Annotated in this window: 24 protein-coding genes and 2 tRNA genes; 11 read left to right on the plus strand and 15 right to left on the minus strand. The window is 60.9% G+C overall.

What is annotated here, in order from left to right; genetic code table 11:
- Complete coding sequence (locus tag GJR99_RS13400) at nt 1-567, plus strand: DUF1684 domain-containing protein (RefSeq protein ID WP_151112976.1); 567 nt, start codon at nt 1-3, stop codon at nt 565-567.
- A gap of 49 nt (nt 568-616) precedes the next feature.
- Complete coding sequence (locus GJR99_RS13405; protein ID WP_151112978.1) at nt 617-805, plus strand: hypothetical protein; 189 nt, start codon at nt 617-619, stop codon at nt 803-805.
- Between the two features lie 52 nt (nt 806-857).
- On the opposite strand, the gene GJR99_RS13410 is transcribed toward GJR99_RS13405, so the two are convergent.
- The 4 genes from GJR99_RS13410 to GJR99_RS13425 form a co-directional block, all read right to left on the minus strand.
- Nucleotides 858-1,340: a type IV pilin gene (locus GJR99_RS13410; RefSeq protein ID WP_151112981.1), complete on the minus strand. Its 483-nt coding sequence runs from the start codon at nt 1,338-1,340 to the stop codon at nt 858-860.
- Between the two features lie 99 nt (nt 1,341-1,439).
- The gene (locus GJR99_RS13415) at nt 1,440-1,910 is read right to left on the minus strand and encodes a type IV pilin (RefSeq protein ID WP_151112983.1); all 471 of its coding nucleotides are present in this window, start codon (nt 1,908-1,910) and stop codon (nt 1,440-1,442) included.
- 103 nt (nt 1,911-2,013) lie between these two features.
- Nucleotides 2,014-2,496: a type IV pilin gene (locus tag GJR99_RS13420; protein ID WP_151112985.1), complete on the minus strand. Its 483-nt coding sequence runs from the start codon at nt 2,494-2,496 to the stop codon at nt 2,014-2,016.
- Nucleotides 2,497-2,913, minus strand: a complete 417-nt coding sequence (locus GJR99_RS13425) for a type IV pilin (RefSeq protein ID WP_151112987.1) — start codon at nt 2,911-2,913, stop codon at nt 2,497-2,499.
- A 791-nt stretch (nt 2,914-3,704) separates the two neighbouring features.
- Here GJR99_RS13425 and GJR99_RS13430 point away from each other — a divergent pair.
- The gene (locus GJR99_RS13430) at nt 3,705-6,494 is read left to right on the plus strand and encodes a DUF7827 domain-containing protein (protein WP_151112989.1); all 2,790 of its coding nucleotides are present in this window, start codon (nt 3,705-3,707) and stop codon (nt 6,492-6,494) included.
- Between the two features lie 535 nt (nt 6,495-7,029).
- Here the strand turns inward: GJR99_RS13430 and GJR99_RS13435 are convergent.
- Nucleotides 7,030-10,131 carry an adenosylcobalamin-dependent ribonucleoside-diphosphate reductase gene (locus tag GJR99_RS13435; protein ID WP_151112991.1) on the minus strand — a complete coding sequence of 1,034 codons (3,102 nt, stop codon included), beginning with the start codon at nt 10,129-10,131 and terminating at the stop codon, nt 7,030-7,032.
- A gap of 534 nt (nt 10,132-10,665) precedes the next feature.
- On the opposite strand from GJR99_RS13435, the gene GJR99_RS13440 reads away from it, so the two are divergent.
- Nucleotides 10,666-10,878, plus strand: coding sequence for a hypothetical protein (locus tag GJR99_RS13440; RefSeq protein WP_151112993.1), 213 nt, complete (start codon nt 10,666-10,668; stop codon nt 10,876-10,878).
- Between the two features lie 40 nt (nt 10,879-10,918).
- Here GJR99_RS13440 and trpG read toward each other — a convergent pair whose 3' ends face one another.
- Genes trpG through trpD form a run of 4 tightly spaced genes read right to left on the minus strand, consistent with a single transcriptional unit; the run spans nt 10,919 to nt 14,781 of the window.
- On the minus strand, nt 10,919-11,533 hold the full coding sequence (trpG, locus tag GJR99_RS13445) for an anthranilate synthase component II (protein ID WP_151112995.1): 615 nt from the start codon (nt 11,531-11,533) through the stop codon (nt 10,919-10,921).
- The gene (trpE, locus tag GJR99_RS13450; RefSeq protein ID WP_151112997.1) at nt 11,530-13,125 is read right to left on the minus strand and encodes an anthranilate synthase component I; all 1,596 of its coding nucleotides are present in this window, start codon (nt 13,123-13,125) and stop codon (nt 11,530-11,532) included. The genes trpG and trpE overlap by 4 nt, the downstream gene beginning before the upstream one ends.
- Nucleotides 13,122-13,784, minus strand: a complete 663-nt coding sequence (locus tag GJR99_RS13455) for a phosphoribosylanthranilate isomerase (RefSeq protein ID WP_151112999.1) — start codon at nt 13,782-13,784, stop codon at nt 13,122-13,124. The genes trpE and GJR99_RS13455 overlap by 4 nt, the downstream gene beginning before the upstream one ends.
- A gap of 1 nt (nt 13,785) precedes the next feature.
- Entirely contained in the window at nt 13,786-14,781 is a 996-nt protein-coding gene (gene trpD / locus GJR99_RS13460; protein ID WP_151113001.1) for an anthranilate phosphoribosyltransferase, read from the minus strand.
- Nucleotides 14,782-15,021: 240 nt separating this feature from the next.
- Between trpD and GJR99_RS13465 the strand changes: the two genes are divergently transcribed.
- Nucleotides 15,022-15,096: transfer RNA gene (locus GJR99_RS13465), tRNA-Val, on the plus strand.
- 45 nt (nt 15,097-15,141) lie between these two features.
- A tRNA-Val gene (locus GJR99_RS13470) sits at nt 15,142-15,216 on the plus strand.
- A gap of 216 nt (nt 15,217-15,432) precedes the next feature.
- Here GJR99_RS13470 and GJR99_RS13475 read toward each other — a convergent pair.
- From GJR99_RS13475 to GJR99_RS13485, 3 genes are all read right to left on the minus strand, one after another.
- The gene (locus tag GJR99_RS13475; protein WP_154326000.1) at nt 15,433-15,882 is read right to left on the minus strand and encodes a hypothetical protein; all 450 of its coding nucleotides are present in this window, start codon (nt 15,880-15,882) and stop codon (nt 15,433-15,435) included.
- A 93-nt stretch (nt 15,883-15,975) separates the two neighbouring features.
- Nucleotides 15,976-16,452, minus strand: a complete 477-nt coding sequence (locus GJR99_RS13480) for a DUF2062 domain-containing protein (RefSeq protein WP_151113003.1) — start codon at nt 16,450-16,452, stop codon at nt 15,976-15,978.
- Between the two features lie 79 nt (nt 16,453-16,531).
- Nucleotides 16,532-16,969 carry a CBS domain-containing protein gene (locus GJR99_RS13485; RefSeq protein ID WP_151113005.1) on the minus strand — a complete coding sequence of 146 codons (438 nt, stop codon included), beginning with the start codon at nt 16,967-16,969 and terminating at the stop codon, nt 16,532-16,534.
- A 372-nt stretch (nt 16,970-17,341) separates the two neighbouring features.
- Here GJR99_RS13485 and GJR99_RS13490 point away from each other — a divergent pair, with 372 nt between their 5' ends.
- On the plus strand, nt 17,342-17,638 hold the full coding sequence (locus GJR99_RS13490; protein ID WP_151113007.1) for a zinc ribbon domain-containing protein: 297 nt from the start codon (nt 17,342-17,344) through the stop codon (nt 17,636-17,638).
- Nucleotides 17,639-17,666: 28 nt separating this feature from the next.
- Here the strand turns inward: GJR99_RS13490 and GJR99_RS13495 are convergent, their stop codons facing one another.
- From GJR99_RS13495 to sucC, 3 genes are all read right to left on the minus strand, one after another.
- Nucleotides 17,667-18,041 (minus strand): DUF6176 family protein, encoded by a 375-nt coding sequence (locus GJR99_RS13495; protein ID WP_151113009.1) that lies wholly within the window; start codon nt 18,039-18,041, stop codon nt 17,667-17,669.
- 116 nt (nt 18,042-18,157) lie between these two features.
- Nucleotides 18,158-19,027 carry a succinate--CoA ligase subunit alpha gene (gene sucD / locus GJR99_RS13500; RefSeq protein WP_151113011.1) on the minus strand — a complete coding sequence of 290 codons (870 nt, stop codon included), beginning with the start codon at nt 19,025-19,027 and terminating at the stop codon, nt 18,158-18,160.
- Nucleotides 19,024-20,169, minus strand: a complete 1,146-nt coding sequence (sucC, locus tag GJR99_RS13505) for an ADP-forming succinate--CoA ligase subunit beta (protein ID WP_151113013.1) — start codon at nt 20,167-20,169, stop codon at nt 19,024-19,026. Before sucC ends, sucD begins: the two co-directional genes overlap by 4 nt.
- A gap of 218 nt (nt 20,170-20,387) precedes the next feature.
- Between sucC and GJR99_RS13510 the strand changes: the two genes are divergently transcribed.
- The 4 genes from GJR99_RS13510 (at nt 20,388) to GJR99_RS13525 (ending at nt 24,131) form a co-directional block, all read left to right on the plus strand.
- Nucleotides 20,388-20,672, plus strand: coding sequence for a hypothetical protein (locus GJR99_RS13510; protein WP_151113015.1), 285 nt, complete (start codon nt 20,388-20,390; stop codon nt 20,670-20,672).
- A 78-nt stretch (nt 20,673-20,750) separates the two neighbouring features.
- Nucleotides 20,751-21,719, plus strand: coding sequence for an NADPH:quinone reductase (locus GJR99_RS13515; RefSeq protein WP_151113017.1), 969 nt, complete (start codon nt 20,751-20,753; stop codon nt 21,717-21,719).
- A gap of 120 nt (nt 21,720-21,839) precedes the next feature.
- A complete protein-coding gene (locus GJR99_RS13520; RefSeq protein ID WP_151113019.1) occupies nt 21,840-22,547 on the plus strand; it encodes an SDR family oxidoreductase in 708 nt (235 codons plus the stop codon).
- A gap of 246 nt (nt 22,548-22,793) precedes the next feature.
- Nucleotides 22,794-24,131 (plus strand): sodium-dependent transporter, encoded by a 1,338-nt coding sequence (locus GJR99_RS13525; RefSeq protein ID WP_151113021.1) that lies wholly within the window; start codon nt 22,794-22,796, stop codon nt 24,129-24,131.
- Nucleotides 24,132-24,295 lie beyond the last annotated feature (164 nt).

The raw sequence follows: 24,295 nt of genomic DNA on the forward strand, positions 1-24,295 counted from the left end.
ATGACCGACGACTCGTTCGACTCCGAGGCGTACGTCGACGAACTCCGAGCGAAGCGGCGTGAGAAAGACGACTTCTTCGACACCCACCCGCAGTCGCCGATTCCACCGGCAGAGCGCGACGCGTTCGACGGCCTGGACTACTTCGACCCGGACCCGGAGTACCGCGTCTCTGCGACCGTCGAGACCCACGCCGACCCCGAACCCGTCGTGATGGACACCTCGGCCGGCCGCGAAGTTCGGTATCTTCGCGTCGCGACCTTCCACTTCGAACTGCGTGGCACCGACCTCGAACTCGGTGCGTACCAACAGGAACACGAAGACACGCCCACGCTCTTCGTCCCGTTCCGCGACAAGACCACCGGGCAGCAGACGTACGACGGTGGCCGGTACATGGAACTCACGCCGGACGTCCCGCTCGACGAACTCGACGACATCGTCGTGGACTTCAACATCGCCTACAACCCGTTTTGCGCCTTTACCGAGACGTTCGACTGTCCGCTTCCGCCGGAAGAAAACTGGCTCCCCGTCGTCGTCCCCGCGGGCGAGAAGAAATACGAGTCTCACTAGCGGCCGAAAGCGCAAGTTCCATATCAACTGCTTCCGGAGAAGATACCATATGGGACTCCTCAGTTCGCGCAACGCAGTCATCGGTATCGTCCTGATGGTCGTCGGGACGCTCGCGATGCTTCCGGCCACGCTTCCGAACGCTGACCAGTTCATGTCGTACGTGCTCGTCGTCGGCGCGGCGGCAGTCGTCGTCGGCACCTGGCTGGTCGGCACGTCTGAAAGCGGCCGCCCGGTCTAAGGCCCACGCTCTGCGAGGAATCGGCGTCGAAAAAAGCGGATTGTAGCGGATTTTAGGCGTCCGGTCCGGACCACTTCTGGAGCGTCGCCGAGGTGGACCCGGATTCGTCGGTCCAGACGAGGCGGACGGTTTGGTTGTTGAGGCTGCTTCCCGTAGTGTTTGGTCGGATTGTCACAGAGGTTCCTGCTTTGACATCGTTGCTGTTCCCTTGGAGTATCTCCCAAGAGACACTCTTACCGACGTTAGTTGGGTCGACCATGTCTGACTTGTTGTTCAGGTCGATTCCTGCGACCACATCTAGTTGACTGGAGCTAATCGCATCGCCGCTTTCGTGCGTAATCGTGAGGTTGCCGTCGAGACTCGAATTGTAGTCGAAGCTGAAACTCGCCTGCGGTGCGGTCGCCGTGTTTTCGCCGAGTCCGAGGACGAACGTCCCGATGACTGCCGCGAGGATGACCGTAATCGCGACCATCAGGATGACCCCGATGACCGGTGATACTGCGTCGTCGTCTGTGAATAGGTCAGTGAATTTCATAATTTCTGACAGTGTGTTCTGTTGAACATTATCGATATTTGAACCTAAAGCTGTCGGGGCGTCAGACGTTGAAGAAAACGATGAAAAGAACGTTACTGCTTAGGCGTTCGGTCCAGACCACTTCTGGAGCGTCGCCGAGGTGGAACCAGATTCGTCAGTCCAGACGATGCGGACAGTTTGGTCGTCGAGGGTTTCAGTGTCACCGAAAATTGTGATTTGTGATCCAGCCTTGACATCCACAGTCGATCCGCCTAAATCTGTCCACGTGTAACTCGACTCGGAACCTAGAGCAACATCTGTCGAACTAATATTCACACCGGTGGTCACCTCTAGCCGGTCAGAGTTTATCGCGTCACCACTCTCGTGGGTGATGTTCAGGTAGTCTGCTGAACTATCGTTGTAGTCGAAGCTGAAACTCGCCTGCGGTGCAGTGTTCCCGACTTGGTCGCCGAGCCCGAGGACGAATGTCCCGATGACGGCCGCGAGAATGACCGTAATTGCGACCATCAGGATGACTCCGATGACCGGCGATACCGCGTCGTCGTCTGTGAGTAGGTCAGTGAATTTCATAATTTCTGACTGTGTGTTCTGTTGAACAGTAACGACATTTGAACCTAAAGCTGTCGGGGCGTCAGACGCTGAAGAAAACGGAGGACGGAAAGTTGGTTACTGCTTAGGCGTCAGGTCCAGACCACTTCTGGAGCGTGGCCGAGTTGGAACCACTGTCAGAGGTCCAGACGATGCGGAACGTTGCGTCGTTGAAGTTGCTGCCACCAACTTTGATGGATGTTCCTGCAGAGACGTCTCCGCCGACGCCCATGTCGGCGAAGCTTCTGGAGTCGGTGGTACCAGCAAGCGAAAGTTCATCAGTACTGTTGTAGTGGTTGAACTGCCCGGTCGCAGTCAGGTTGATGCGGTCAGCACCAATTGCAGTCCCACTGTCGTGCGTCACAGTGAGGTTGTCGCTAGTATCGTCGACATCGGTGAAGTCGAAACTAAAGCTTGCCTGCGGAGCAGTGTCACCTACTTGGTCACCGAGACCAAGGACGAACGTCCCGATGACGGCAGCGAGGATGACGGTAATCGCGACCATCAGGATAACGCCGATAACCGGCGACACTGCGTCGTCGTCAGCGAGGAGGTCTTTGAAGTTCATCTATGCGTTGTAGGTCCACTTCTGGAGCGTAGACGAGGTGCTGCCACTTTCGGATGTCCAGACGATGCGGACGCTGTCGCCGTCACTGGGCGAAATAGTGAGGGTCGTACTGTCACCTGCACTGATTTTACCATCTGCTTCTACCCAGTTGTTCGATGCGCCGGCTGGGTTGATGACGCTAACACTGGAGTTCTCGATGGATTCGCCACTCTCGTGCGTGATGACCAAATTATCGCTCGTGCTGTTGTAGTCGAAACTAAAACTCGCCTGCGGTGCCGTTTCGCTCACTTGGTCACCGAGTCCGAGGACGAAGGTCCCGATGACGGCCGCCAAAATGACGGTAATCGCAACCATCAGGATGACCCCGATGACTGGGCTGACTGCGCGGTCTTCTGTGAAGAGATGTTTGAGTTGCATGGTATGTCCAACACCCGGACGGTGGTGTTGTTCCCGGACGACCTGGGTGCGCTGAACGCACGGGAGTGTGGGTGTCGCCCACGCTCCGTGCCCGGATTTCCGTCGCGGTGTGTGTAATCGTTGGTTACTCTCGGGTTACTTAAAGGTAGGTGCCAAATTAATGGTCGATTACCACCCTACAATCATCGTTTAATATACTATTTATAAGATGTTTAAATACTGAATGTCCTAGCTTCTTTCACAGTCAATCAATCAATTTGACATATACAGTGTATTTTTGCTGATATTCGTCGGTCGAGGCGGGGCGAGCGCGGTGTGCGACGTGGGAATTGGTGGGTCGAGCTGGTCCGTACGCTCGGGGGCCGCTCGCGCACACGTGAAAGTAATGTAAAAAATTCGAGTCACACAATTCGGCTGCCGAGAATCGGGGACGTCAGCAGAAGGCAGTCGCTCAGGAGTTAGTGTTCATCGAGAACGGTTCGTCCCCGGAGAACCGAGGACACCGTTCCTACCCAAGGTGCGTGCACACGCGTTACTGTTGATGTATTGAAGGCTTAAATGCTTTCTGGGCTACATTGCTTAGAGGGGCCCCCTGTCGCCCGATTATGGGAGGCTCAGAACGGGTCAATCACACAAAGTATTTACCGCGATAGGTCAAGTTGACAAACTGTACCCCTGCCCATGGAGGCATCTGTGAGTACCCCGCCTCGGCCCGGGTTCCCGCCCGGCTTGGTTATGCCCGAGGGTCGACGAAAACGATGTCCCCGACTGCAACACCCATCAAAACAACAATGACACGTAATAAACAAATTCGCGCTGTACTGCTCGCGGCGCTGATGGTCTTCTCGGTTTTCGCCGGGTCCATCGCGTTCTCGGGCAGTGCTGCCGCTGCCGCCGACGAAATCCTCACGGATGAAATTGGCGACACAAGCACGGAAACAATCGAAGTGAACGTCACTCCCGAATCTGTCGGGGATAGTGGCCAGGAAGACGCTGTCACCGTCTGGCTCGATACCGACGAAGACGGTCTTCTTGAAGACGGCGAACGGAACGTAACAACTTCCTTCACCGGCGATGTTGGCGACCAGCAGACCGTCTCGGTCACGTTCGACGCCGACGGCCTCACTGACGGCGAATACGAGTTCGCTGCCGCCGCTGTCGAAGGCGGACCTACGATCGGCACCACGACGGCTGAAACCAACAAGACGCTCACCCTCGCTACCGCACCGCAGGAAGCCGAGGACGTCGAAGGCGCACCTGAGCTCATCTCTGCTGTCCACTACTCGACGACCGCAGACGGCAACAGCCCAGTGCTCGAACTGTCCTTCGACGAAGCAATCGACAGCACCGACTACGAGAACATCACCGTCTACCGTGACGAAGAAGATGTGACCGAGGATGTTGTCGATTCGAGCGGAACGATTACCCAGACCCCGTCTGGTCAGGTTGTCATCCCGACGAACGACCTCTTCACGGGTGACCTCGAAGTCAACCTCGAAGGCGTCACCGACAACGGCGGTAACCAGGTCGACGAAGGCCTCGACAGCGACTTCAACGCGACCATCACCGTCGCGACGGTCACGATCGTGGACGGAAACACCGAGACGGTCAACGCCTACCGTGGTGAAGTCGTCGCACTGACCGACAATAGCCCAGACACCGCTATCGAAATCGAGTCTGACGACGACCAGGACGACAACGAGGCATTCTTCCGTGCCGGTAACACGGGAGACACCTCCTCTGTCTACACGTTCGACACCTCGAACCGCGAACTCGAGCGCTACAACGTCTCGATCGCTGGCGGCTCTGACGGCAAGATCCAGGTCCGTGACCTCGGCCTCGATGTCACCGTCGACGACCTCACCATCACCGACGAGGATACCCTCGAAGGGACGGTCTCCGCGAACGCGGGCGGCCGCCCCATCGACGTGAACCTCCTCGACGATGACGGAGACGAAGAGTTCGAAATCAACGACGTCACCCTCGACGGTCAGGGTGAGTACGACTTCGAAATCGACATCTCTGCTGAAGACATCGACACCGGCGACTACACGGTCGAAGCTGTCGACAAAGGCTCCGGTGTCAGCGTCGAATCCGACACGGTCACCATCTCGGAGGCCGCTGAAGGCGACGCAGACTTCGCACAGAACGTCGTCACCGACCAGCGTGGTGACGTCGTCGCGATCCCGATCACTCTCTCGAACACCGACGTGGCAACTGTCACGATCGGTTCGGAAGACCAGGGTTACGCCGCTAACGTCACCGTCGAAGACGGTAACGACGACGGCGAGGTCATCCTGCTCTGGGACAGTTCGAAATCGACCACCGACACCAACGTCGGAACTGCGGTCTTCGACGTCGACGATAGCGACGACGACATCCTGACCGGCTCTGACGGTCAGACCGAGGTCACGACGCCGACGAGCGATCTCATCGACGCCGGCGACTACGACCTCGAAGTCCGCACTGGTGACACTGCAACCGATGACAACGCCGACAACGTCGGCACGCTCGTCCTCGAAGAGGGCGGCGTCCAGACGGTTGCAACCTGGACCGCACCTAACAGTGAGAGCTTCGGTGACCTCGACGACGTCACCGAGGCACTCGAGGACGGTAACATCACCCAGGACGACCAGATCGCCTTCGGCGACAAGGTCGTCGTCCAGATCGTCGCGTCGGGCCTCGAAGGCTCGACCGGCGCACAGGGTGACGAGACGCCGAACTTCTTCGGCAGCAGCTACGGCGACTCCTACCAGCTCGTCATCAACCAGACCAACCCCGGTCCGAACCGCGACCCCAAGACGCTCAACGTGACGGACGCTGACGTCATCGCGGACGGAGACAACGACACCTACTTCGTCGTCTTCAACTCCGAAGACATCGACGCACAGCGTGAGGCCGACGATACTGGCGTCTACGACCTCGGCGACGGTGCCGACTCCGAAGCCGCGCCTGAGGACGACGACGCATACCAGATCGAGTTCAAGATGGTCGGTGAGGACGACGTCGACTCCGCAACCGCACTCGTCGAAGACAACTCGTCCATGACGGCCGAGTACTCGAACGTCGAGGCGACGCACGACTTCGACGCTGACCCGGCCAACGTCACGAACGCTGAGGCTCAAGCCATCTCGGGTTCGTCCACCGTTGCACCCGGTTCGGAACTCACCGTCCGTGTGAAGTCCGACGGCGACACCCAGCCGCGCTTCCTCAAGACGGGGACGGCCTACGTCCAGAACGACGGCACGTGGTCTGCTGAGTTCGACTTCTCCGAACAGAGCGTCGGCGACACGTTCACCGTGACCGTGTCCGGCGGCGTCGCTGACGAAGAGGAGATCGACGGTAACGTCGGCGAACCGGTCGAAGAGACGACCGAGACGACGACGACCGAAGAGACCACCACGACGACCGAGGAAACCACGACTGAGGAAACCACCACCGAAGAGACAACCACCGAAGAAACCACGACTGAAGCCACGACTGAGGAGACCACCACGGAATCCCAGACGCCCGGCTTCGGCGTTGTTGTCGCCCTCGTGGCCCTCGTCGCCGCGGCACTCCTCGCGATCCGTCGCGACTAACGACCGCTAACTAACCACCGGGACCACTCCCGGCCCGTTTCCATTCTTTCGACGCTCACACAGTGAGCGACTGCTCACGTCCGACAGACACCGCGCTCTGAACACGGACGGGTTGGACGCCGTCAGTCTCCTGTGACAGCGCATTGTCGCTCTGCACCTGTAGACGACAGCTACGACTTCGCAACTCCTGAGCGGACGGTCTACCCCGGAGAAATACGAAAGACGACCGTCGCGTCGATGACGTGGAGTAGAACGCTGTAGTTCACCTGAACTGAGTCAGTCGGGACACATTGCGCTCGAACGGCGATACGAGAGACGCAGGGAGATACAAGAGACGCAGTTCTCGTTGGTTTGTCGTCCGAAGAGCGACTCGTCGAGCCATCCGTCTGGTCAGGGCCGATAGTCGGGACCGATGTAACTACACGAAGTCGGCTGAGCCAGCCGCTCGACTCGACAGGACGTCGAACGGTCGAAACGAAAAGAGCGGAACGGTCGAACTGCCGGTCAGTAGACCGGCGTGCTGTTCACGTCGCGGTCAGCACTCGGACCAGCCACAGTTCTGGCAGGTCTTACAGCCCTCGGAGTAGTAGAGGTTCATCTCTCCACACTCGGGACACTCGGGGCTCTCACCGGCGGCCAGCAGGTCTGCCGTGGCGTCGGCCTTCTCACTGGCCCCATCGTCGACGGCGACGCCGCCGTCCGTGTCGGTTCCCTCGGACTCTGCGGCCTCGGCTTCGACTTCGGTCAGGTTCTTCTGCCGTGGGTAGCCCTTGTCGATGTCACCGTTGAGGTAGCGGCGCATCGCGGTGCCGATCGCGTCCGGGATGGAGTTGATCTGCTCGCCTTTGTCCCAGGCGACTTTCGGACTGCGGATGCCCTTCAGTTCGTTCGCGATCTCCTCTGGGTCGACGCCAGAGCGCAGCGACGTGGAGACGGTCTTCGCGAGTGCTTCGGTGAACGAGGCGGTGAAGCCACCGGAGTTGCCGATGTTGGCGAACAGTTCGAACGGTTCACCGTTCTCGTCTTCGTTGATGTTGACGTAGAGTTTCCCGTAGCCCGTGTCGATGCGCTGGGTGACGCCGTAGAGCACGTCGGGGCGGGGGCGCTTCTTGCCAACCTCGCTGGGCGACGTTGCGAAGGCGAGTTCGAGTTCGTCGCCGATGAGGTCGGCCGCTTCCTCGGATTCGAGGAAGGCTTCGACGTCGCCGAACACGTCGCGAATCTGCGAGACGATGGCCTCGGCGGCCTCCTCGTCGTCGGAGAACTCGGTGTTCTTCGCACGCGTGGTGAGGACCTGCTTCGAGCGCGTGCCGTCGCGATAGACGGTGACGCCCTTGCCGCCGTGGTCGTAGATGTAGCGGTAGACCTCGTCCATGTCCTCCTTACTGGCCGAGTTCGGGAAGTTACAGGTCTTCGAGATTGCGGAGTCGACACCCTCTTGCAGGGCGCACTGGACACCGGCGTGTTCGAGACCCGTCAGGTCCGCCGTGACGACGAACAGTTCGGAGATAGCGTCCGGAACCGACGAGAGCGAGGAGACGCCGTCGAACTCGTTGTTCGCCATCTGTTCTTGTGCCTCGCGCTTGACGGCCTCGACGTCGATGTCGTTGGCCTCCAGCACGCGGAGGAAGTAGTCGTCGAACTCGACGAGCATCTCGTCGCCCTGCACGTCGTCGGAGACGTTCTTGTAGTAGGCGACGTTGTAGATCGGCTCACAGCCACCCGTGGTGTTCGACACCATCGACGTCGTCCCCGTCGGGGCAATCGTCGTCGTGTTGTGGTTGCGGATGGGGAAGCCATCTTCCCAGTCGTCGGCGGATTCGCCGGTGTGGTGTTCGAACCACTCGCGGTATTCGAGCGGGTTCGCGTACTTGGAGTCGTCCCACGACTCGAACGACCCGCGTTCTTCGGCGAGTTCGTGCGAGGCCCACTTGGACTGGTGGTTGATGTGGGTCATGAGCTGGCGCGCCATCTCGTTGCCCTCGTCGGAGCCGTAGCGGACGCCGAGTTGGATGTAGAGTTGCGCGAGGCCCATGATGCCGAGGCCGATCTTCCGGAGTTCGCGGACCTTCTGTTCGATCTTCTCGACCGGGAAGTCCGACATCGTGACGACGTTCTCGAGGAAGCGCGTCCCGTTTTCGATACGGTAGTCGAACTCGTCCCAGTCGATGGCGTCTTCGAGGAAGGCGTCGATGGCGGCCGAGCGGTCGTCGTACTCGTCGCCGTGTTGGTCGTACCAGACGCGCCAGTCGGGTGCGTCCATGTCGACGAGCGTCGAGAGGTTGATGTGGCCGAGGTTACACGCCTCGTACTCTTCGAGTGGCTGTTCGCCACACGGGTTCGTCGCGAGAATCTGGTGGTCAGGGTGTTTCTCGACGTCGAAGGAGTGTTCCTTGTTCGCGCGCTCGAGGTAGACGACACCGGGTTCGCCGTTCTCCCACGCACCGTCGATAATCTGGCTCCAGATTTTGGCGGCAGGAATCGACAGAACCTCGCCGACTTCGACGTACTCGCCGAGACCGAACATGTCGTAAATCTCCTTGGTCTCTGGCGTGGCGACGTGCGGTTCTTCGGTCCGCGGGTTCGTGAAGACGAACTCTTCGTCGTTGTAGAGCGCCTCCATGAAGCCGTCGGTGATGCCGACGGAGATGTTGAAGTTCGAGAGGTGGCCTTCGACGGCGTTCCGGAGGTGCTTGGGGACGCGCCCGTCTTCGTCGATGAGTTCGCGTGCTTCTTCGAGTGCGTCGGCGAACTTCGTGTGGGTGAAGTCGTCAGGGTCGTTCAGGCGCAGCGTGTGGGCGAGCGAGACGTCCTTGTTCTTCGCGTGGAGGAACTGGATGATGTCGGGGTGCGAGACGCGCATGACGCCCATCTGCGCGCCACGGCGGGCACCACCCTGTGCGATGGTCTCGCACATCTGGTCGAACGTCCGCATGAACGTGATGGGGCCTGAGGCGATACCGCCGGTCGAACCGACGGCGTCGCCGTAGGGGCGGAGTTTCCAGAACGCGTAGCCCATGCCACCGCCGGACTGGAAGACCTCTGCGGCCTCCTTCGCCGTCTGGTGGATGTCGGTGATGTCGTCACCGGGCGAGTCGACGAAACAGGCGCTGAGCTGCTGGAGTTCGTCGCCAGCGTTCATCAGCGTCGGCGAGTTCGGCATGAAGGAGAGCTGTTCCATCATGTCCTGGAACGTCTCTCGCTTCTCGACGACGACGTCCTGAATCTCCGCGGGGAGTTCGGGAACGAGCGTGTCGTAGGCGAACTTGTTGACGTTGTAGATAGAGAGCGTCGCCTCGGCGTCCGTGTCGTCGGCGGTGACGCCTTTTCCGAAGACTTCTGCGGCGAGTTCGTCACGGCGCGGGTGGTCGGGCTTGAGAAGGTCCGGCGTGACGGTGATTTCGACGTCTCGCTTTTCGGCCTCGAAGACTGCCTCGGCGAGGGCGATGTTCTTCGCGACGCGGGGGAAGAGGTCGTCCTGCGTCTCGATTGGGTCGCCGTTGGCGTCTTTGCGGAGATACCGCGCAGGTAGGATGTTGTTGTAGGCGTTGCCAGTCATCCGCTCTGCGAGGGTCTCGCCTTCGGTCCGTTTGACCGGCAGGACGAGTTCGTCCGTCGAGAGTTCTGCGTCGCTCATCTTACTGTACCTCCCGCCCGAGGCGTGTTCGGGCGTGGTGTCGTAGGGTTCGTGAAAGTCCGCTCATTGTGACGATATTGGTGTGTGGGACGTGGTCGGTTAAGGCTTCGGACTCCCGGCCGTTTCATCCCCGAAACTATCACATTTTGTGCAGCTTTGGAAAGGGACGCAGCCCGGAGCCGAAACGCACAGTTTTCCTAGAGGTGAGCAGGCCACATAACGGTAGCCAGAGCGGAGTGGAAGTGAAATAATACGCGGTAAAATCACTAGACGGTGGCGGGATATGCAGTAGAATGTGAGGGGGGCTCAGAGGCCGCTGAGACTGTCGCATGGTGGAGTCTCTCGCATCGCACCCCGCAATATAAAGGAATCTGTGACAGACATAAATGCCATATATATCAAAATCTGTATATAATGGGAATCGGGGTTTTAGTGGGGGCTGAGAACACCCGAATTCGGGCATGTGAGCCACCCCAGACCGACCCTCGGTATCGTGCCGCAAACTTATTCGCCTCGCCGGTAACATATCTGGTCATGGTACTATCACCCCTCGCTGTCGTTCCGTTGCAACTCGGTGGACTCCTCTCGGGGCCACTCGGGCAGATTCTCCTGGTACTCGTCGCGATTGGGGTCGTCATCCTCGTCGGTCGCCTCGTGTTGAAGGTTGCGTGGCGTCTCGTCACTATCGCGGCGATTATCGTCGCGCTCCTGCTGTTGCTATCGTTCTTCGGTATCAACGTCGTCTGACCGACGAAAGCGAATCGGCCGACAGTCCGCTGGCGACTTCTTACGCGACGTCGAACCCGGCGACTGCCGAGAGGAAGTTTCTGACGACACCGTGTCCCGACCCCGTGAGGACGCTCTCTGGGTGGAACTGTACGCACTCGATGGGATACTCGTCGTGCCGCACACCCATCACGAGTGACGCTCCGTCGTGGTCTGTCGTCGCCGTCACCGAAAAGCAGTCAGGAACCTCGGTCGCGACGAGCGAGTGATATCGGCCGGCGGGGAACCCGTCTTCGAGCCCGGTGAACACGCCAGTGCCGTCGTGGTCGACGGGGAACGCCTTGCCGTGTATTGGCTCGGGTGCGTGCCCAATCGTTCCGCCGTAGGCGTAAACGGCTGCTTCGAGTCCGAGACAGACACCGAGCGTCGGAATCTCCGTCGAGAGCTCTGTGAGAACGGCAGTGGTCACGCCGACGTCGCGCTCGTTTTTCGGATGGCCCGGTCCCGGCGAGATGACGAGTGCGTCGGGGTCGAGGTCCCGAATCTCGTCGAGTGAGGCGGTGTTCTTCCGAACGACGATGTCGAGCGGTTCGCCGTCGACCGTCTGCTCGGAGAAGTACTCGACGAGGTTGTACGTGAACGAGTCGAAGTTGTCCACGACGACGACGCGCGTCATCGCGGTCCCTCCGTCTGTCCGGCGCCAGCGTCCACGGGTTCGTACTCGATTTTCTGGAGCGCGTCGAGGACGCCACCCATCTTCTGTTCGGTCTCGTCGTACTCCGAGGCTGGGTCGGAGTCTGCGACGATACCTGCGCCCGCGCGGACGGTGACGACGTCTTCGTGTCCGTCGGTTTCGACCGTCGCCGTCCGGATGACGATTGCCATGTCGGCGTCGCCAGTCCACGAGTAGTAACCGACACCGCCGCCGTAGACGCCGCGTGGTTCGTCTTCGAGGTCGTCGATAATCTCCATCGCACGGACCTTCGGCGCGCCGGTCAGAGTTCCGGCGGGGAACGTCGCACGTGTGGCGTCGAAGCTATCGAACTCGGTGTCGAGCGTCCCCGAGACGGTGGACTCGATGTGCTGGACGTGACTGTACTTGATGACGCTCATGAACTCTTCGACGCGGACGCTTCCGGGGACAGAGACGCGACGAACGTCGTTGCGTCCGAGGTCCACGAGCATCGTGTGTTCGGCACGTTCTTTCCCGTCTGCAAGGAGTTCGCCCGCGAGTCTGCGGTCTTCGACCGGGCCGGACCCACGGGGGCACGTCCCCGCGATGGGATTGACGACGACACGGTCACCACGAACCGAGACGAGCGTCTCCGGACTCGCGCCGACGACGCGGCGGTCACCGTGGCGAAGCAGATACATGTACGGTGATGGGTTGACCTCGCGGAGCGAGGCGTACAGCCCGACTGGGTCGATTTTCCCGCGGAGTTTTCGGGTGCGCGAGATGACGCCCTGATAGATGTCGCCGTCGCGGACGTGTTCTTTCGTCTTCCGGACGGCGGCCTCGTAGGACGTTCGCGAACCGGCCGTTGCTCCGGTTCGTTCGAACCCACCGGGCGTGGGGTCGTCAGCAGTTGCGAGGCGCTCACTGACTGCTTCGACCTCGGCGACGACGGCGTCGTAGACTGCTCCGGGGTCGTCGTCGGGCGTGACGACCGGCGTACAGACGAGTCGCACCGTGTCTTCGCGGTGGTCGAACGCGAGCGTCTTCGTCGTCAGGACGAACTCGGCGTCGGGGTCGTCCGTCTCGGGTCGGTCGTGGCCGACTTCGTCCAACCAGAGGTCGTAGACGGCCTCGTACGCCAAGAACCCGACGAGTCCGCCGGTGAGCGTCTGGCGGTCCATCTCGGGGAAGTTGACTCGTGGGAGGTCCGGGAGCGCACCACGGAGCGAATCGAGTACGTCGCCGTCGGTTTCGCTGACGAACGCCGCTGCAGGCCCGCCGAGGTCGGTCACGTCCACCCCATCTGGGCCGACTGTGACGACCGCTTCGGGGTCGTAGCCGACGAACGAGAAGCGCGCGTGTGAATCGGCGGTCGTCGCCGGCGACGAGAACGCACCCTGTGGGTTACTCGACGAGACTTTCTCGGCGCTCTCGAGGAGGAAGCCGTACTCACTCTGGTCTGCGAGTGCGGTGTAGGCCGCGAGCGGGTCGATGTCCACGTCGAGGTCGGTGACGAGATGTGTCACGACGGGTTCGTCGTAGTCGGCGACGGCGGAGACGAACGCGTCGCGGTCGGTCTCGGGTCGCGTCACGCGGGCACCTCCTCGTGATTCTCGTGGTCCTGTGCGTTCTGTGCTTCGGTGACGAACGCACGCACTGCGTCGTGGTCTTTGATTCCGCCTTCTTTCTCGACACCGCTGGCGACGTCGACGCTGTCCGGACCGACCGCTCGAATCGCCACTGCGACGTTGTCGGGGGTCAATCCACCAGCGAGAATCACGGGGACGTCTACTTCGTCGGCGAGTGCACGTGAGGCGTCCCAGTCGTGCGTCTGACCGGTTCCGCCGGCACCTGAGTCGGAGGGCGTGTCGACGAGGATGCCGTCTACGACGGGGGCGACAGCGCGCGCACGTGCCACGTCAGTTGCTTCGACGACAGGGACGACACGCACACCCTCGTCGCGGAGTGACGCGAGTTCCTCGGCCGAGAAGTCGGCGTGGAGTTGGAGGACGTCGGGTCTGACTTCGCGTGCGAGTTCGCGGGCGTGTTCGACCGACTCGGGCATCGTCACGAGTGTCGTCGTGAGGAACGGCGGGGCAGCAGCGAAGAGTTCGCGGGCGCGTTCGCGCGAGACTTCACGAGGTGTCTCGACGGGCACCTCACAGATAGCACCCACCGCGTCCGCACCAGCGGCGGCGACGACGCGAAGGTCGGTCTCACGGGTGACGCCACAGACTTTCACACGGACCATCTCACGCCTCCCGGAGCGCGTCGAGTTTGGCTTTCGCGGACCCGGAGTCGATAGCGTCGCGAGCGACCTCGACGCCGTCCTCCAGCGAGTCTGCGAGGTCGGCGACGTAGATGGCGGCCCCAGCGTTGGCGAGGATAAGGTCGCGTTTCGGGCCGGTGACGTCTCCCGTCAGGATACCTTCGAGGTCACGGGCGTTCTCCTGTGGTGACCCGCCGGCGACGGCACTGATTGGTGCTCGTTCGAGGCCGAGGTCTGCGGGCGTGAGCGTGTACTCGACGATATCGTCGCCGTCGACTTCTGCGACGGTGGTCGCGTCGTGGAGGGCGATTTCGTCCATGCCAGCGCCGTGGACGACGAGGGCGCGTTCGACGGGCATGTGTGCGAGTGCGCGGGCGACAATCGGCACGAGGTCGGGGTCGTAGACGCCGAGTACCTGTGCGTCGGCCCCGGCGGGGTTCGTCAGCGGGCCGAGGACGTTGAAGATGGTGCGCATGCCGAGTTCCTTCCGTGGGCCGATGACGGCCTTCATCGCGGGGTGGAACACGGGGGCGAGCATGAAGCCCACGCCGTTGTCGTCGATACATCGTTCGACAGATTCGGGGTCGGCCTCGACGTCGACGCCGGCGACTTCGAGCACGTCGGCACTCCCAGAAGACGAAGAGACGGAGTAGTTGCCGTGCTTGGCGACTGCCGCGCCCGCACCGGCGGCGACGAGTGCGCTCGTGGTGGAGACGTTGATAGTGTCGTAGTCGTCGCCACCGGTTCCACAGGTGTCGACGAGTGGGTCGCGGGAGGGTTCGATGGTGAGCGCCGCGTCGCGCATGCCCTGCGCGAACCCGGCGATTTCGGCTTCCGTCTCGCCTTTCGCCCGGAGACCGGTCAGCAGTGCGCCGATTTGTGCTTCGGTCGCATCTTCGAAGACCGCACGCGCGGCGTCCCGCGCCTCCTCGACAGTCAGATCAGAACCAGCCGTGACGCGTTCGATATAATCTTGCATTGGTAATCACCAGTGTACGTGTTCGGGTTACAATGTACAAATTCGTACATCGACTTAAGGATGTCGGGCTGGCGAAACTCGCCACAACCGAATCACCTCTTCGTGTCCTCGAATCGCCTGCGTACGCCGCAGAGGTGTACCACGGGAGGAATCGCCGCACGTGGTCCGATTCGAAAGCTTAAATTGTAACCCCGGATAACGGAGAGATGCGTCCGAACGGGCGTGGGAAGCACCGTAACCGGGTTGGTGGTCTAGTCTGGTTATGACACCTCCTTGACATGGAGGAGGCCGGCAGTTCAAATCTGCCCCAACCCACTACACTTCCCACGCTCTCGGAGTTCGGTCGATGTTCGCAACTCCGGGTTGGTGGTCTAGTCTGGTTATGACACCTCCTTGACATGGAGGAGGCCGGCAGTTCAAATCTGCCCCAACCCACTTCTCTTCGACGCCACGACCGCGAGAGACCTCCGTGTCTCTCGCGTCGGCGTCGTGTGTCGTGGTGACGGCAGATTTGAACCAGCGAGCAACGCGAAGCGTTGCGAGTGAGGTTCAAATCTCCGACCCGAACGAGTTCCTCAGTCGAAGTGGCGACTTTTCCAAGCCGCACTGCAGGAGCGTATTCGGTAGTCGATGGGTATTCCGTGGAGTTCGCTATCGGATAGTGTGTGAGCGGACGTCGACAGTGCCGTTTTCGAGGATGGTGAGTTCGAACGACTCGGTGGTGCCGATATGACGTTCCCATTGCACCGTCCCGTTCACCGCGATAGTGACGGTCTGGCGGGTTGGCTGGAACCGATTGGTCAGGTCGAGGTCAGCGCTGCCATCGTAGTCGGAGGACGTCTCGTCGAAGACCTCCTCACCGTCTACCGCGACAGTGATACGTCCTGTAAACCCGGTTTCTGGGTGGAGTGAAAGTCGGGTCTCGGCTGTCCGGTCAGTGGGTTGCGCCGTCGTTTCGGGTGTCGAGGTGGTCGGTGATTGCGTGGTCGTCGTGGTGATGGGCGTCGTTTCGGATGCCGTCGTGTCAGGATTCCCAATTCCCGAACACCCCGCGAGAATTACCAGGAGGACCGTTAGCACCACGGGTGCGGAATTATTCATGCGAGACCAATTTCAAAATTATAACTTCTTGTCAAACCTTTTGTGGTGGTTACTGCAGTTCGGACCCGAATACCTGCTCGCGTTCCACCGACACTAATCGTCCGCCGGCACCAACTCAGACGCCGAAAACTCCCGATATTTGTACATCCGCGTCAGTTGCAGCACGACGACGTACCCGACGACGGCCATGACGACGGCGAGAATCGTGTTCCCGAGCAGTTGCCGAAAGAGGATGTCGAATCCGGAGTCGAGTGAGACGTCGGAGACGGAGACACCGGGAACTGGGCCGAGGATGTACGACCCAAGCCAGAAACTGGCCCCGTAGACGCCCCACTTGACGGGTGGGTTGAAGATGACGATGGTCGAGACGAGCGCGAGTTTGCTCGCTCTCTCGACGAAGTAGGCGACGAGCGCGAACAGCGCGAGTGCAGTCCCAGCGGTGGGCATCGCCACGACGAACACACCGAAGGCGAAACTCAGGGCAATCTCGTGGGGCGTGTGTTCCGCTGCGAAGGCTCGTTCGATTCCCGACCACACTCGGGTCCGAATCGACGCTACTCTCTCGCGCACAGGTACCGGCTAGATGGGGGAGAGTACTATCAACTCTTCGCCGTGCGAGACTCCCTCTATCGAATTCAGGGGTTTGAGACTATCTGAACCGGCGGTCAGACTCCCACTTGCTCTTGAGTTCCATCATCTCACCGACGCCCCGAGCGACGTCGGAGACGTGGAACGCGATGTCGGTGGCCGTCACGATTCCGACCATGTCCGCGCCATCGACGACGACGAGTTTCTTCACACGTCCGTCGCGCATCTTCTGGGCGGCCATTCGAGTCGTCGAGTCCGGGCGAACCCACTTGATCGGGTGTGACATAATCGCACGTGTCGGAATCGACGAGAACGGGGTGTCGCTCGACACACCGGCGCGGAGGATATCGGACTCCGTGACGATGCCGACTGGGCGACGGTCGCTGGTCACGACGACACTCCCCGCGCCCTTTCGGAGCATCACTCTCGCGCACGCGGCCACGCTCGATTTCACACCGACCGTCGCCACGTCTTCGGTCATGATTTCGTCGACGCGCATGGTCAGTCGACAACGCGTATCCGTCCGAACGTCCCCGAGTACGACACTCGTCTGCGACCTCGTTCGACGAGGGTGTTCCCACCCACTTTGAATGGTAGAATTTGATATTTAGAATTTGTGAGGGGCGTGAAGAACGAAGAGACCAGCGAACTTTCGGTGTCGATACGTCGAGGTCGATTCGGTAGAATCGCGTCGAAGCGGCGACGTTTACCTCCCGTATCGATAGACTCAGCCATTAGTTCGAGTAATCAGAATATCTCGCATAAATCCGTCTGTCTAAATATCGATGTCGATAATTCACGTTCAACTCCCCGTGAGATTCCGAGCGAGTGGCGACGGCAACGATACAGTCTTGGAGCGCTAGCGTACCACATGGATGTTGGTCTCCGACTCCTCGTGGCGGGCTTTTGCATCGTCGCCCCTTCGCTGTTGTTCGTCGGATTCGTGCGTCTCCTCGACAGGATGCGCGAAGACGCCCTCGTCGAACGAGTCCTCGACAGACTCGACGAGCGTACTCACGAGACGGGAACGACGGTCGACCCGACGACGTTCCTCCGAACCGCACAGGAGAAGTCACACCGACGGATGACCGTCTGCAGTGAGTGTGGTGCGCCGAATACGGTCGGAAGTCGCCGGTGTGGGTTGTGTGGAACGCGGTCGAGTTGGTGACCGCAGTCACAGAGTGACACTCGAACTGTTACTGGACGATGAACTCGGCCGGTCGGTTGGGATTGACACCGTGAAACAGCGGTTCGAACGACCCCAACTCTTCCGGGTCTTCGAGCATCAGCTCCATCATCGCGTCTTCGAGTTCGTGGAGTCTGTGAGTCGAGTTCGCCCGCACTTCGACTAGTTGTTCGAAGTCGTCGGCTTCGACGTACCACACCAGATAGTCGTACTCGTCGCCGTGTTCGATGAACAGTGAGAGCGTGTGGAGCGACTCGTCGTTCCAGATATCGAGGACACCGTCTCGGTACTCTCGGGCTTCAGTGCGCAACTCGCCGACCAACTCGCGGAGGGCGTCGGTCTTCCCCGGCGTGATACGCTGTTTTCTGACGAACGTTTCGGGCATGTATAAATTCGACGCAGTATGGTGGTAAGCCTTTTGATATGTTATTTGAGTGAACAGCGGCGGTGAACCCTCTGGGTAGGCGTGTCGCAGTAAAAATCGAAAGAGCGGTGGGCTCTTTAGAGGAAGTCTTCGATGTGGTCGGCGACTTCGTTCGGGGTGTCACCGACGGGGACGCCCGCGTCGTTGAGGGCGTTGATCTTGGACTCTGCGGTGCCCGTTCCGGACCCGGAGACGATAGCGCCGGCGTGGCCCATGCGCTTGCCCGGCGGTGCCGTACGGCCAGCGATGAAGCCAGCGACGGGCGTGTCCATGTTCTCTGCGATGAACTGCGCGGCCTGTTCTTCGTCTTCGCCACCGATCTCACCGCACATGACGACGGCGTGCGTGTCGGGGTCGTTCTCGAACGCTTCGAGGGCGTCGACGAACGACGTGCCGATGATTGGGTCGCCACCGATGCCGATTGCGGTAGTCTGGCCGATACCGCGCTCGGTCAGGTTCGAGACGACCTGGTAGGTGAGCGTGCCGGAACGCGAGACGAGGCCGACGTTCCCCTCCTCGAAGATGTTGCCGGGGAGGATACCGAGTTTGGCCTCGCCGGGCGTGATGATGCCCGGACAGTTGGGGCCGATGAGACGGGTGTCGACTTCGGAGAGTCGCTTGTTCACCTTGGCCATGTCCTGCGTCGGGACACCTTCGGTGATGGCGACGACGAGGTCTAAGTCCGTGTCGAGTGCCTCGAAGATAGCGTCACCAGCGAACGCCGGTGGAACGAAGACGACAGACGCGTTGGCGTCTTCCTCTTCGACGGCCTCGGAGACGGTGTCGTAGACGGGGACGCCTTCGACTTCCTGACCGCCCTTGCCGGGGACCGCACCGGCAACGACGTTCGTTCCGTACTCCATCATCTGCTGGGTGTGGAAGCGACCTTCCCCACCGGTGATACCCTGTACAACTACGCGCGTGTCGTCGTCGACGAAAATACTCATTGGGACACCTCCTGTGCGTTCTCGACGGCACGCTGGACCGCATCCTCCAGCGTCCCTTCGACCTGTACGAGGTCCGTGTTCAGAATCTCCATCCCTTCTTCGGCGTTCGTGCCTGCGAGGCGGACGACGACGGGTTTCGGAATCTCGTCGAACTGCTCCAGTGCCTCGTTGATACCTTTGGCAACCTCGTCACCGCGGGTGATGCCACCGAAGATGTTGAACACGACGGAGTCGACGTTCTCGTCGGAGAAGACCATGTCCAGCGCGTTCGCGACACGGGACGCCTTCGCACCGCCACCGATGTCGAGGAAGTTGGCTGGTTTGCCACCGAAGTAGTCGACGAGGTCGAGCGTCGTCATGACGAGCCCGGCACCGTTGCCGATGATACCGACGTTGCCCGACAGACGGACGTAGTCGAAGCCGTACTCGCCGGCCTTGGCCTCGAGTTCGTCCTCGTAGGAGTCTTCTTCCATCGCCGCGAGGTCTTCGTGGCGGAAGAGCGCGTCGTCGTCGATGTTCATGACGGCGTCCGCGGCGACGACGTCGCGGTCGGACGTAATCATGACGGGGTTGATTTCGATGTCGGACGCGTCGTTGGCCTCGTAGAGGTCGTAGAGCGTCGAGAGGAACGATGCGACGTCGAACGCCACGTCACGTGGGATGCCGGCGTCGAAGACGATTTTCCGGGCCTGGTACGGGTGCAGACCGAACGCGGGGTCGATGTGTTCGCGTGCGATGGCGTCGGGGTTCTCCTCTGCGACTTCCTCGATGTTGACGCCACCTTCCGTCGAGACCATCGCGACGGGTTTGCCCTCGCCGCGGTCCATCGTGATACCGACGTACAGTTCGTTCTCGAAGTCGACACCGGCCTCGACGAGCACACGGTCGACCGTGTAGCCCTTGAGGTCCATCCCGAGGATGTCCTCTGCGGCCTGTCGGGCCTCGTCCTCGTCCATCGCGATTTTGATACCGCCAGCCTTGCCACGCCCACCGACGTGAACCTGTGCCTTGATGGCTGCGGGGTATCCGATGTCCTCCACCGCGTCCATAACCTCGTCTACAGACGACGCGAGACGGGACTCTGGGACCGGAATCCCTGCCTCTGCGAAGATATTCTTCGCTTGATATTCGTGAAGCTTCATTACCATCCGTGGGAGGGAAAGGCACGCGCTTAAATCCCATCCATCTCGGCCCGATTATCCGGCGAAAATCACCGACTGGAGAGTACTCGTGGGAAAATTAATATTTTCAACTTGTCCGGGCGAACGGTGACGACGAAGCCCAACGGTACCGAGGGATTCCGTTCTCAGCGAGTGGGGCTTACCGGCGTACGTTAGGTTCTAGGCGACGTACGCTCTGTATGGCGACGCAAACGACAGCCCGCCGCCTTCCTGCGGGAACTGGATGGTTCATCGGAATGGCGCTCGGCCTCTTATTCGGTGCGGTCGGGTGGTGGCTCACTCGCGAGATAACGACGCTCCTCGTCATCTTCGTCGCGACTGGGACTGCGTTGGGGTACTCGTTGGAGAGCACCCTGAATCCGACGCCACTCACGCCGCGACAGCGGAGAGTCTTGCTCGTCCTTCTGGTGCTGGGTGTCGCCGTCGGTGGCGTCGTGTTCCTCTCTGCGTCGATTTTCTGGTAACTGTTGACCCAAACGGGGTCTGCTTCGTGACTGGCCGCGGTGTCCGAATTTATCAGTGATGAAGACCCACATCCCGCTATGCGCGCTGTCAGATTCCACGAACACGGTGGACGCGACGTACTGCAGGTAGACGACATCGACACACCCGAACCGCAGGCCGACGAGGTACTCGTCGAGGTCGCCGCGGCGGGCGTCAACCCGGTCGATACCTACTTCCGAACCGGAGAGTACCCGCCACTCGGACTCCCGATGATTCCCGGCGTCGACGTCGCCGGCACGGTCGCAGCGGTCGGGCCGAACGTGACCGACTTCGAGGAAGGTGACGCCGTCCTGGGGACGGGAATCGGCAACCAGCAGTATTACGGCGGCTACGCCGAGTTCGTCGCAGTCCCGACCGACCGCCTCGCAGTGCTCCCAGAGAATGCCGACCTCGTCGCCGCCGGTGGTGCAGGCGTCGCTGGCGTCACCGCGTGGCGCGCGCTCGTCGACCACGGCGGGATGCAACTCGGTGAGACGGTCCTGATTCACGGCGGGTCCGGCGGCGTCGGCCACGCCGCAGTCCAACTCGCCGCAGCAGCAGGCGCACACGTCATCGCGACTGCCGCACCCGACTATCACGACCGAGTGTCGGAACTCGGTGCCGACGTGGTCCTCGACTACAACCGCGACGACCTCGCTGAGGCCGTCACTGACGCGTCGAAGGGCGACGGTGTCGACCTGACGCTCGACCACCGCCTCGACGACTATCTCCAGTTCGACGCCGACGTCGCGACGACCGGTGGCCGCGTCGTCGGTATCGGCGAGAACGACCCTGCGGTCGGGTTCGACCTCTCGTCGTCCGCCCGCGGGAAGGACCTCCAGATTACGATGATGAGCATGTTCAACACGCCAGAACTCGCCGCCCCACTGCGCGAACTCGCCGGCATGATAGACGCGGGAGCGTTCGAAATCGACGTGGCGCGCACCTACGACCTCGACGACGCGGCCGAGGCCCACCGCGCCGTGATGGAAGATAGCTTCCTCGGCAAACTCGTCGTCACGCCCTGAGGCTGGCCGCCGCTGTCTCGTCACGCCCTGAGGCCGGCCGCCGCTGTCTTCGGAGTCGGCGCGCGCGACGACCACACCTCCGCGACCGAATTATGAGTCGTGCTCACGTAGTACACGGGTGTGAACGTGAACTACGATTTCGGTGGGACAGTCGCACTCGTCACCGGCGCGAGCGGTGCGCTCGGTGGGGCGATTGCGCGAGCGTTTCACGACGCGGGCGCGAACGTCGCCGCTGCAGACCTCGTCGAACCCGACGACGAAGACGGATTCTTCGACGCCGAGGGAGTCCAGTTCTACGAGGGTGACCTCACCGACGAAGCAGACGTCGCCCGCGTCGTCGACGCCGTCGTCTCCGACTTCGGCCGAATCGACTACCTCGCTAACATCGCCGGCACGTGGCGCGGAGGGACATCCATCGACGAGACCGACGTCGGGACGTTCGACTTCCTGTTCGACGTGAACCTGAAGACGATGTTCCTCGCGTCGAAACACGCCATTCCGCACCTCGAAGAGACCGAAGGCGCCATCGTGAGCGTCTCCGCTCGGTCGTCGCTCGAAGGCGGGACTGGAGACGGCATCTATCGCGCGTCGAAGGCCGGTGTGCGTCTCCTCACCGAGACGATTGCGAAAGAGAACACGGGCGTCGTGCGTGCGAACGCGGTGATGCCGAGCGTCATCGACACGGCGATGAACCGCGAGATGATGCCCGACGCCGACTTCGACGCGTGGGTCACACCCGAAGCAATCGCACAGACGGTTCTGTTCCTCTGTTCGGACGCGTCGTCTGCAACGAGTGGGGCCGCCGTTCCAGTGTACGGCGAGGCGTGATACCACCCGCCGTGGGACCATCCACCGCGACACATATTTGCACACTGGCGCGCGCAGATTATTACACGGTGCGTGAGCGATTCACGAACACGACACACGTTAGAAAGTAGAGGTGAATTAGGGGAGAAATTCGGACAAACGTCCCATCATATACATTCGGTTAGAGAATTGTGTCGATTTTTTCTCCGTTATGCGACTGCATACCGCGTCATTTATCACACTTACATCGGCAACACGGTGATAGAAATGAGTGAACGAGAAACATGGGCGACGAGGGCAGGATTCATCCTCGCTGCCGTCGGCAGTGCAGTCGGCCTCGGGAACATCTGGCAGTTCCCGTTCAAGACTGCGCAGTTCGGTGGCGCGTCCTTCCTTATCGTCTATCTGATTGCCGCACTCGGCATCGGTCTGCCGACCATCCTCGCCGAGTTCGTCATCGGACGGAAGAGTAACCTCAACACCATCAGCGCCTTCGAGAAACTCGGCTACAAGAACTGGCGTATCGTCGGCGCACTCGGCCTGTTCACCGGGTTCTGGATTCTCTCGTACTACAGCGTCGTCGGCGGGTGGGTCCTTCGATACCTCGGTGGCAGCGTGACGGGTGCGTACTTCGGCGCGCCAGCAGAGTACTTCGGCCAGATTTCGGCGGGCATGGACGCACTCGTCCTCCACGCCGTCTTCATGGCGCTCGTCATCGGTATCGTCGCCGCAGGTATCGAAGACGGCATCGAGAAAGCGACGAAACTGATGGTCCCGAGTATCGTGGTCATCCTCGGCGCACTCGCCGTCTTCGCCTTCACGCTCCCCGGCGCGTCCGAAGGCTACGCGTACTTCCTGTCGCCCGACTTCGGCGCACTCGCCACCAACTTCGGCGACATCGTTCCGTTCGCTGTCGGTCAGGCGTTCTTCTCGCTGTCGCTCGGGATGGGCGCGATGATTACCTACGCGTCCTACATCGACGGCGACCAGAGCCTGTTCGGTGACGGTATCACCATCGTCTTCCTGAACAGTTTCGTCGGCATCCTCGCCGGTCTCGTCGTCATTCCACTGCTGTTCGCGCAGGGTATCGACCCCAACACGAGCGGTGCCGGTGCGGTGTTCATCAGCGTCGCCGGCGCGTTCGGGAACCTCCCTGCCGGACGCATCATCGGCGTCGTCTTCTTCGCTGTCGTCCTCATCGCGGCGCTCTCGTCGGCGATTAGCCTCCTCGAAGTCGTCGTCGCGTGGGCCATCGACAACTACGACGTGTCGCGTCCGCAGGTTGCCACCCTCCTCGGTGGTATCATCTTCACCCTCGGCGTGCCGTCGGCACTCGACACGGCGTGGCTCGGCTGGTTCGACACGCTCGCCTACAAGTTCTTCCTGCCGATCGGTGTCCTCGGCATCCTCATCTTCGCGGCGTGGGTCTACGGCGCACCCGCCATCGACGAACTGATGAAAGGGAGCGGGCTCGGCGACGGCGTCGGCCTGACGTGGCTCTGGCTCGCCCGCACGCTCGTCATCGTGGCCGTCGTCGCCACGCTGGCACTGGGTCTCCAGACCCTGTTCCTCGGCGAGAACCCGGCTATCATCCCACCCCTCTGAAGCGACGAACACTCGTCGCGTCGGGGGAGAGACGACCCACTTTTGAGCAGTTACGAATCGTCAGCAGTATCGCTTATTTTTCGTCCATTTGATGGCGATAATTGCGTATAGGTTGGGCACAACCGTTAAATTTCTGCGATGACGGTTTTTAGTTCGAAAGCCAT

Origin of the sequence: Haloferax marinum (assembly GCF_009674625.1) — an archaeon.
Taxonomy (GTDB): domain Archaea; phylum Halobacteriota; class Halobacteria; order Halobacteriales; family Haloferacaceae; genus Haloferax; species Haloferax marinum.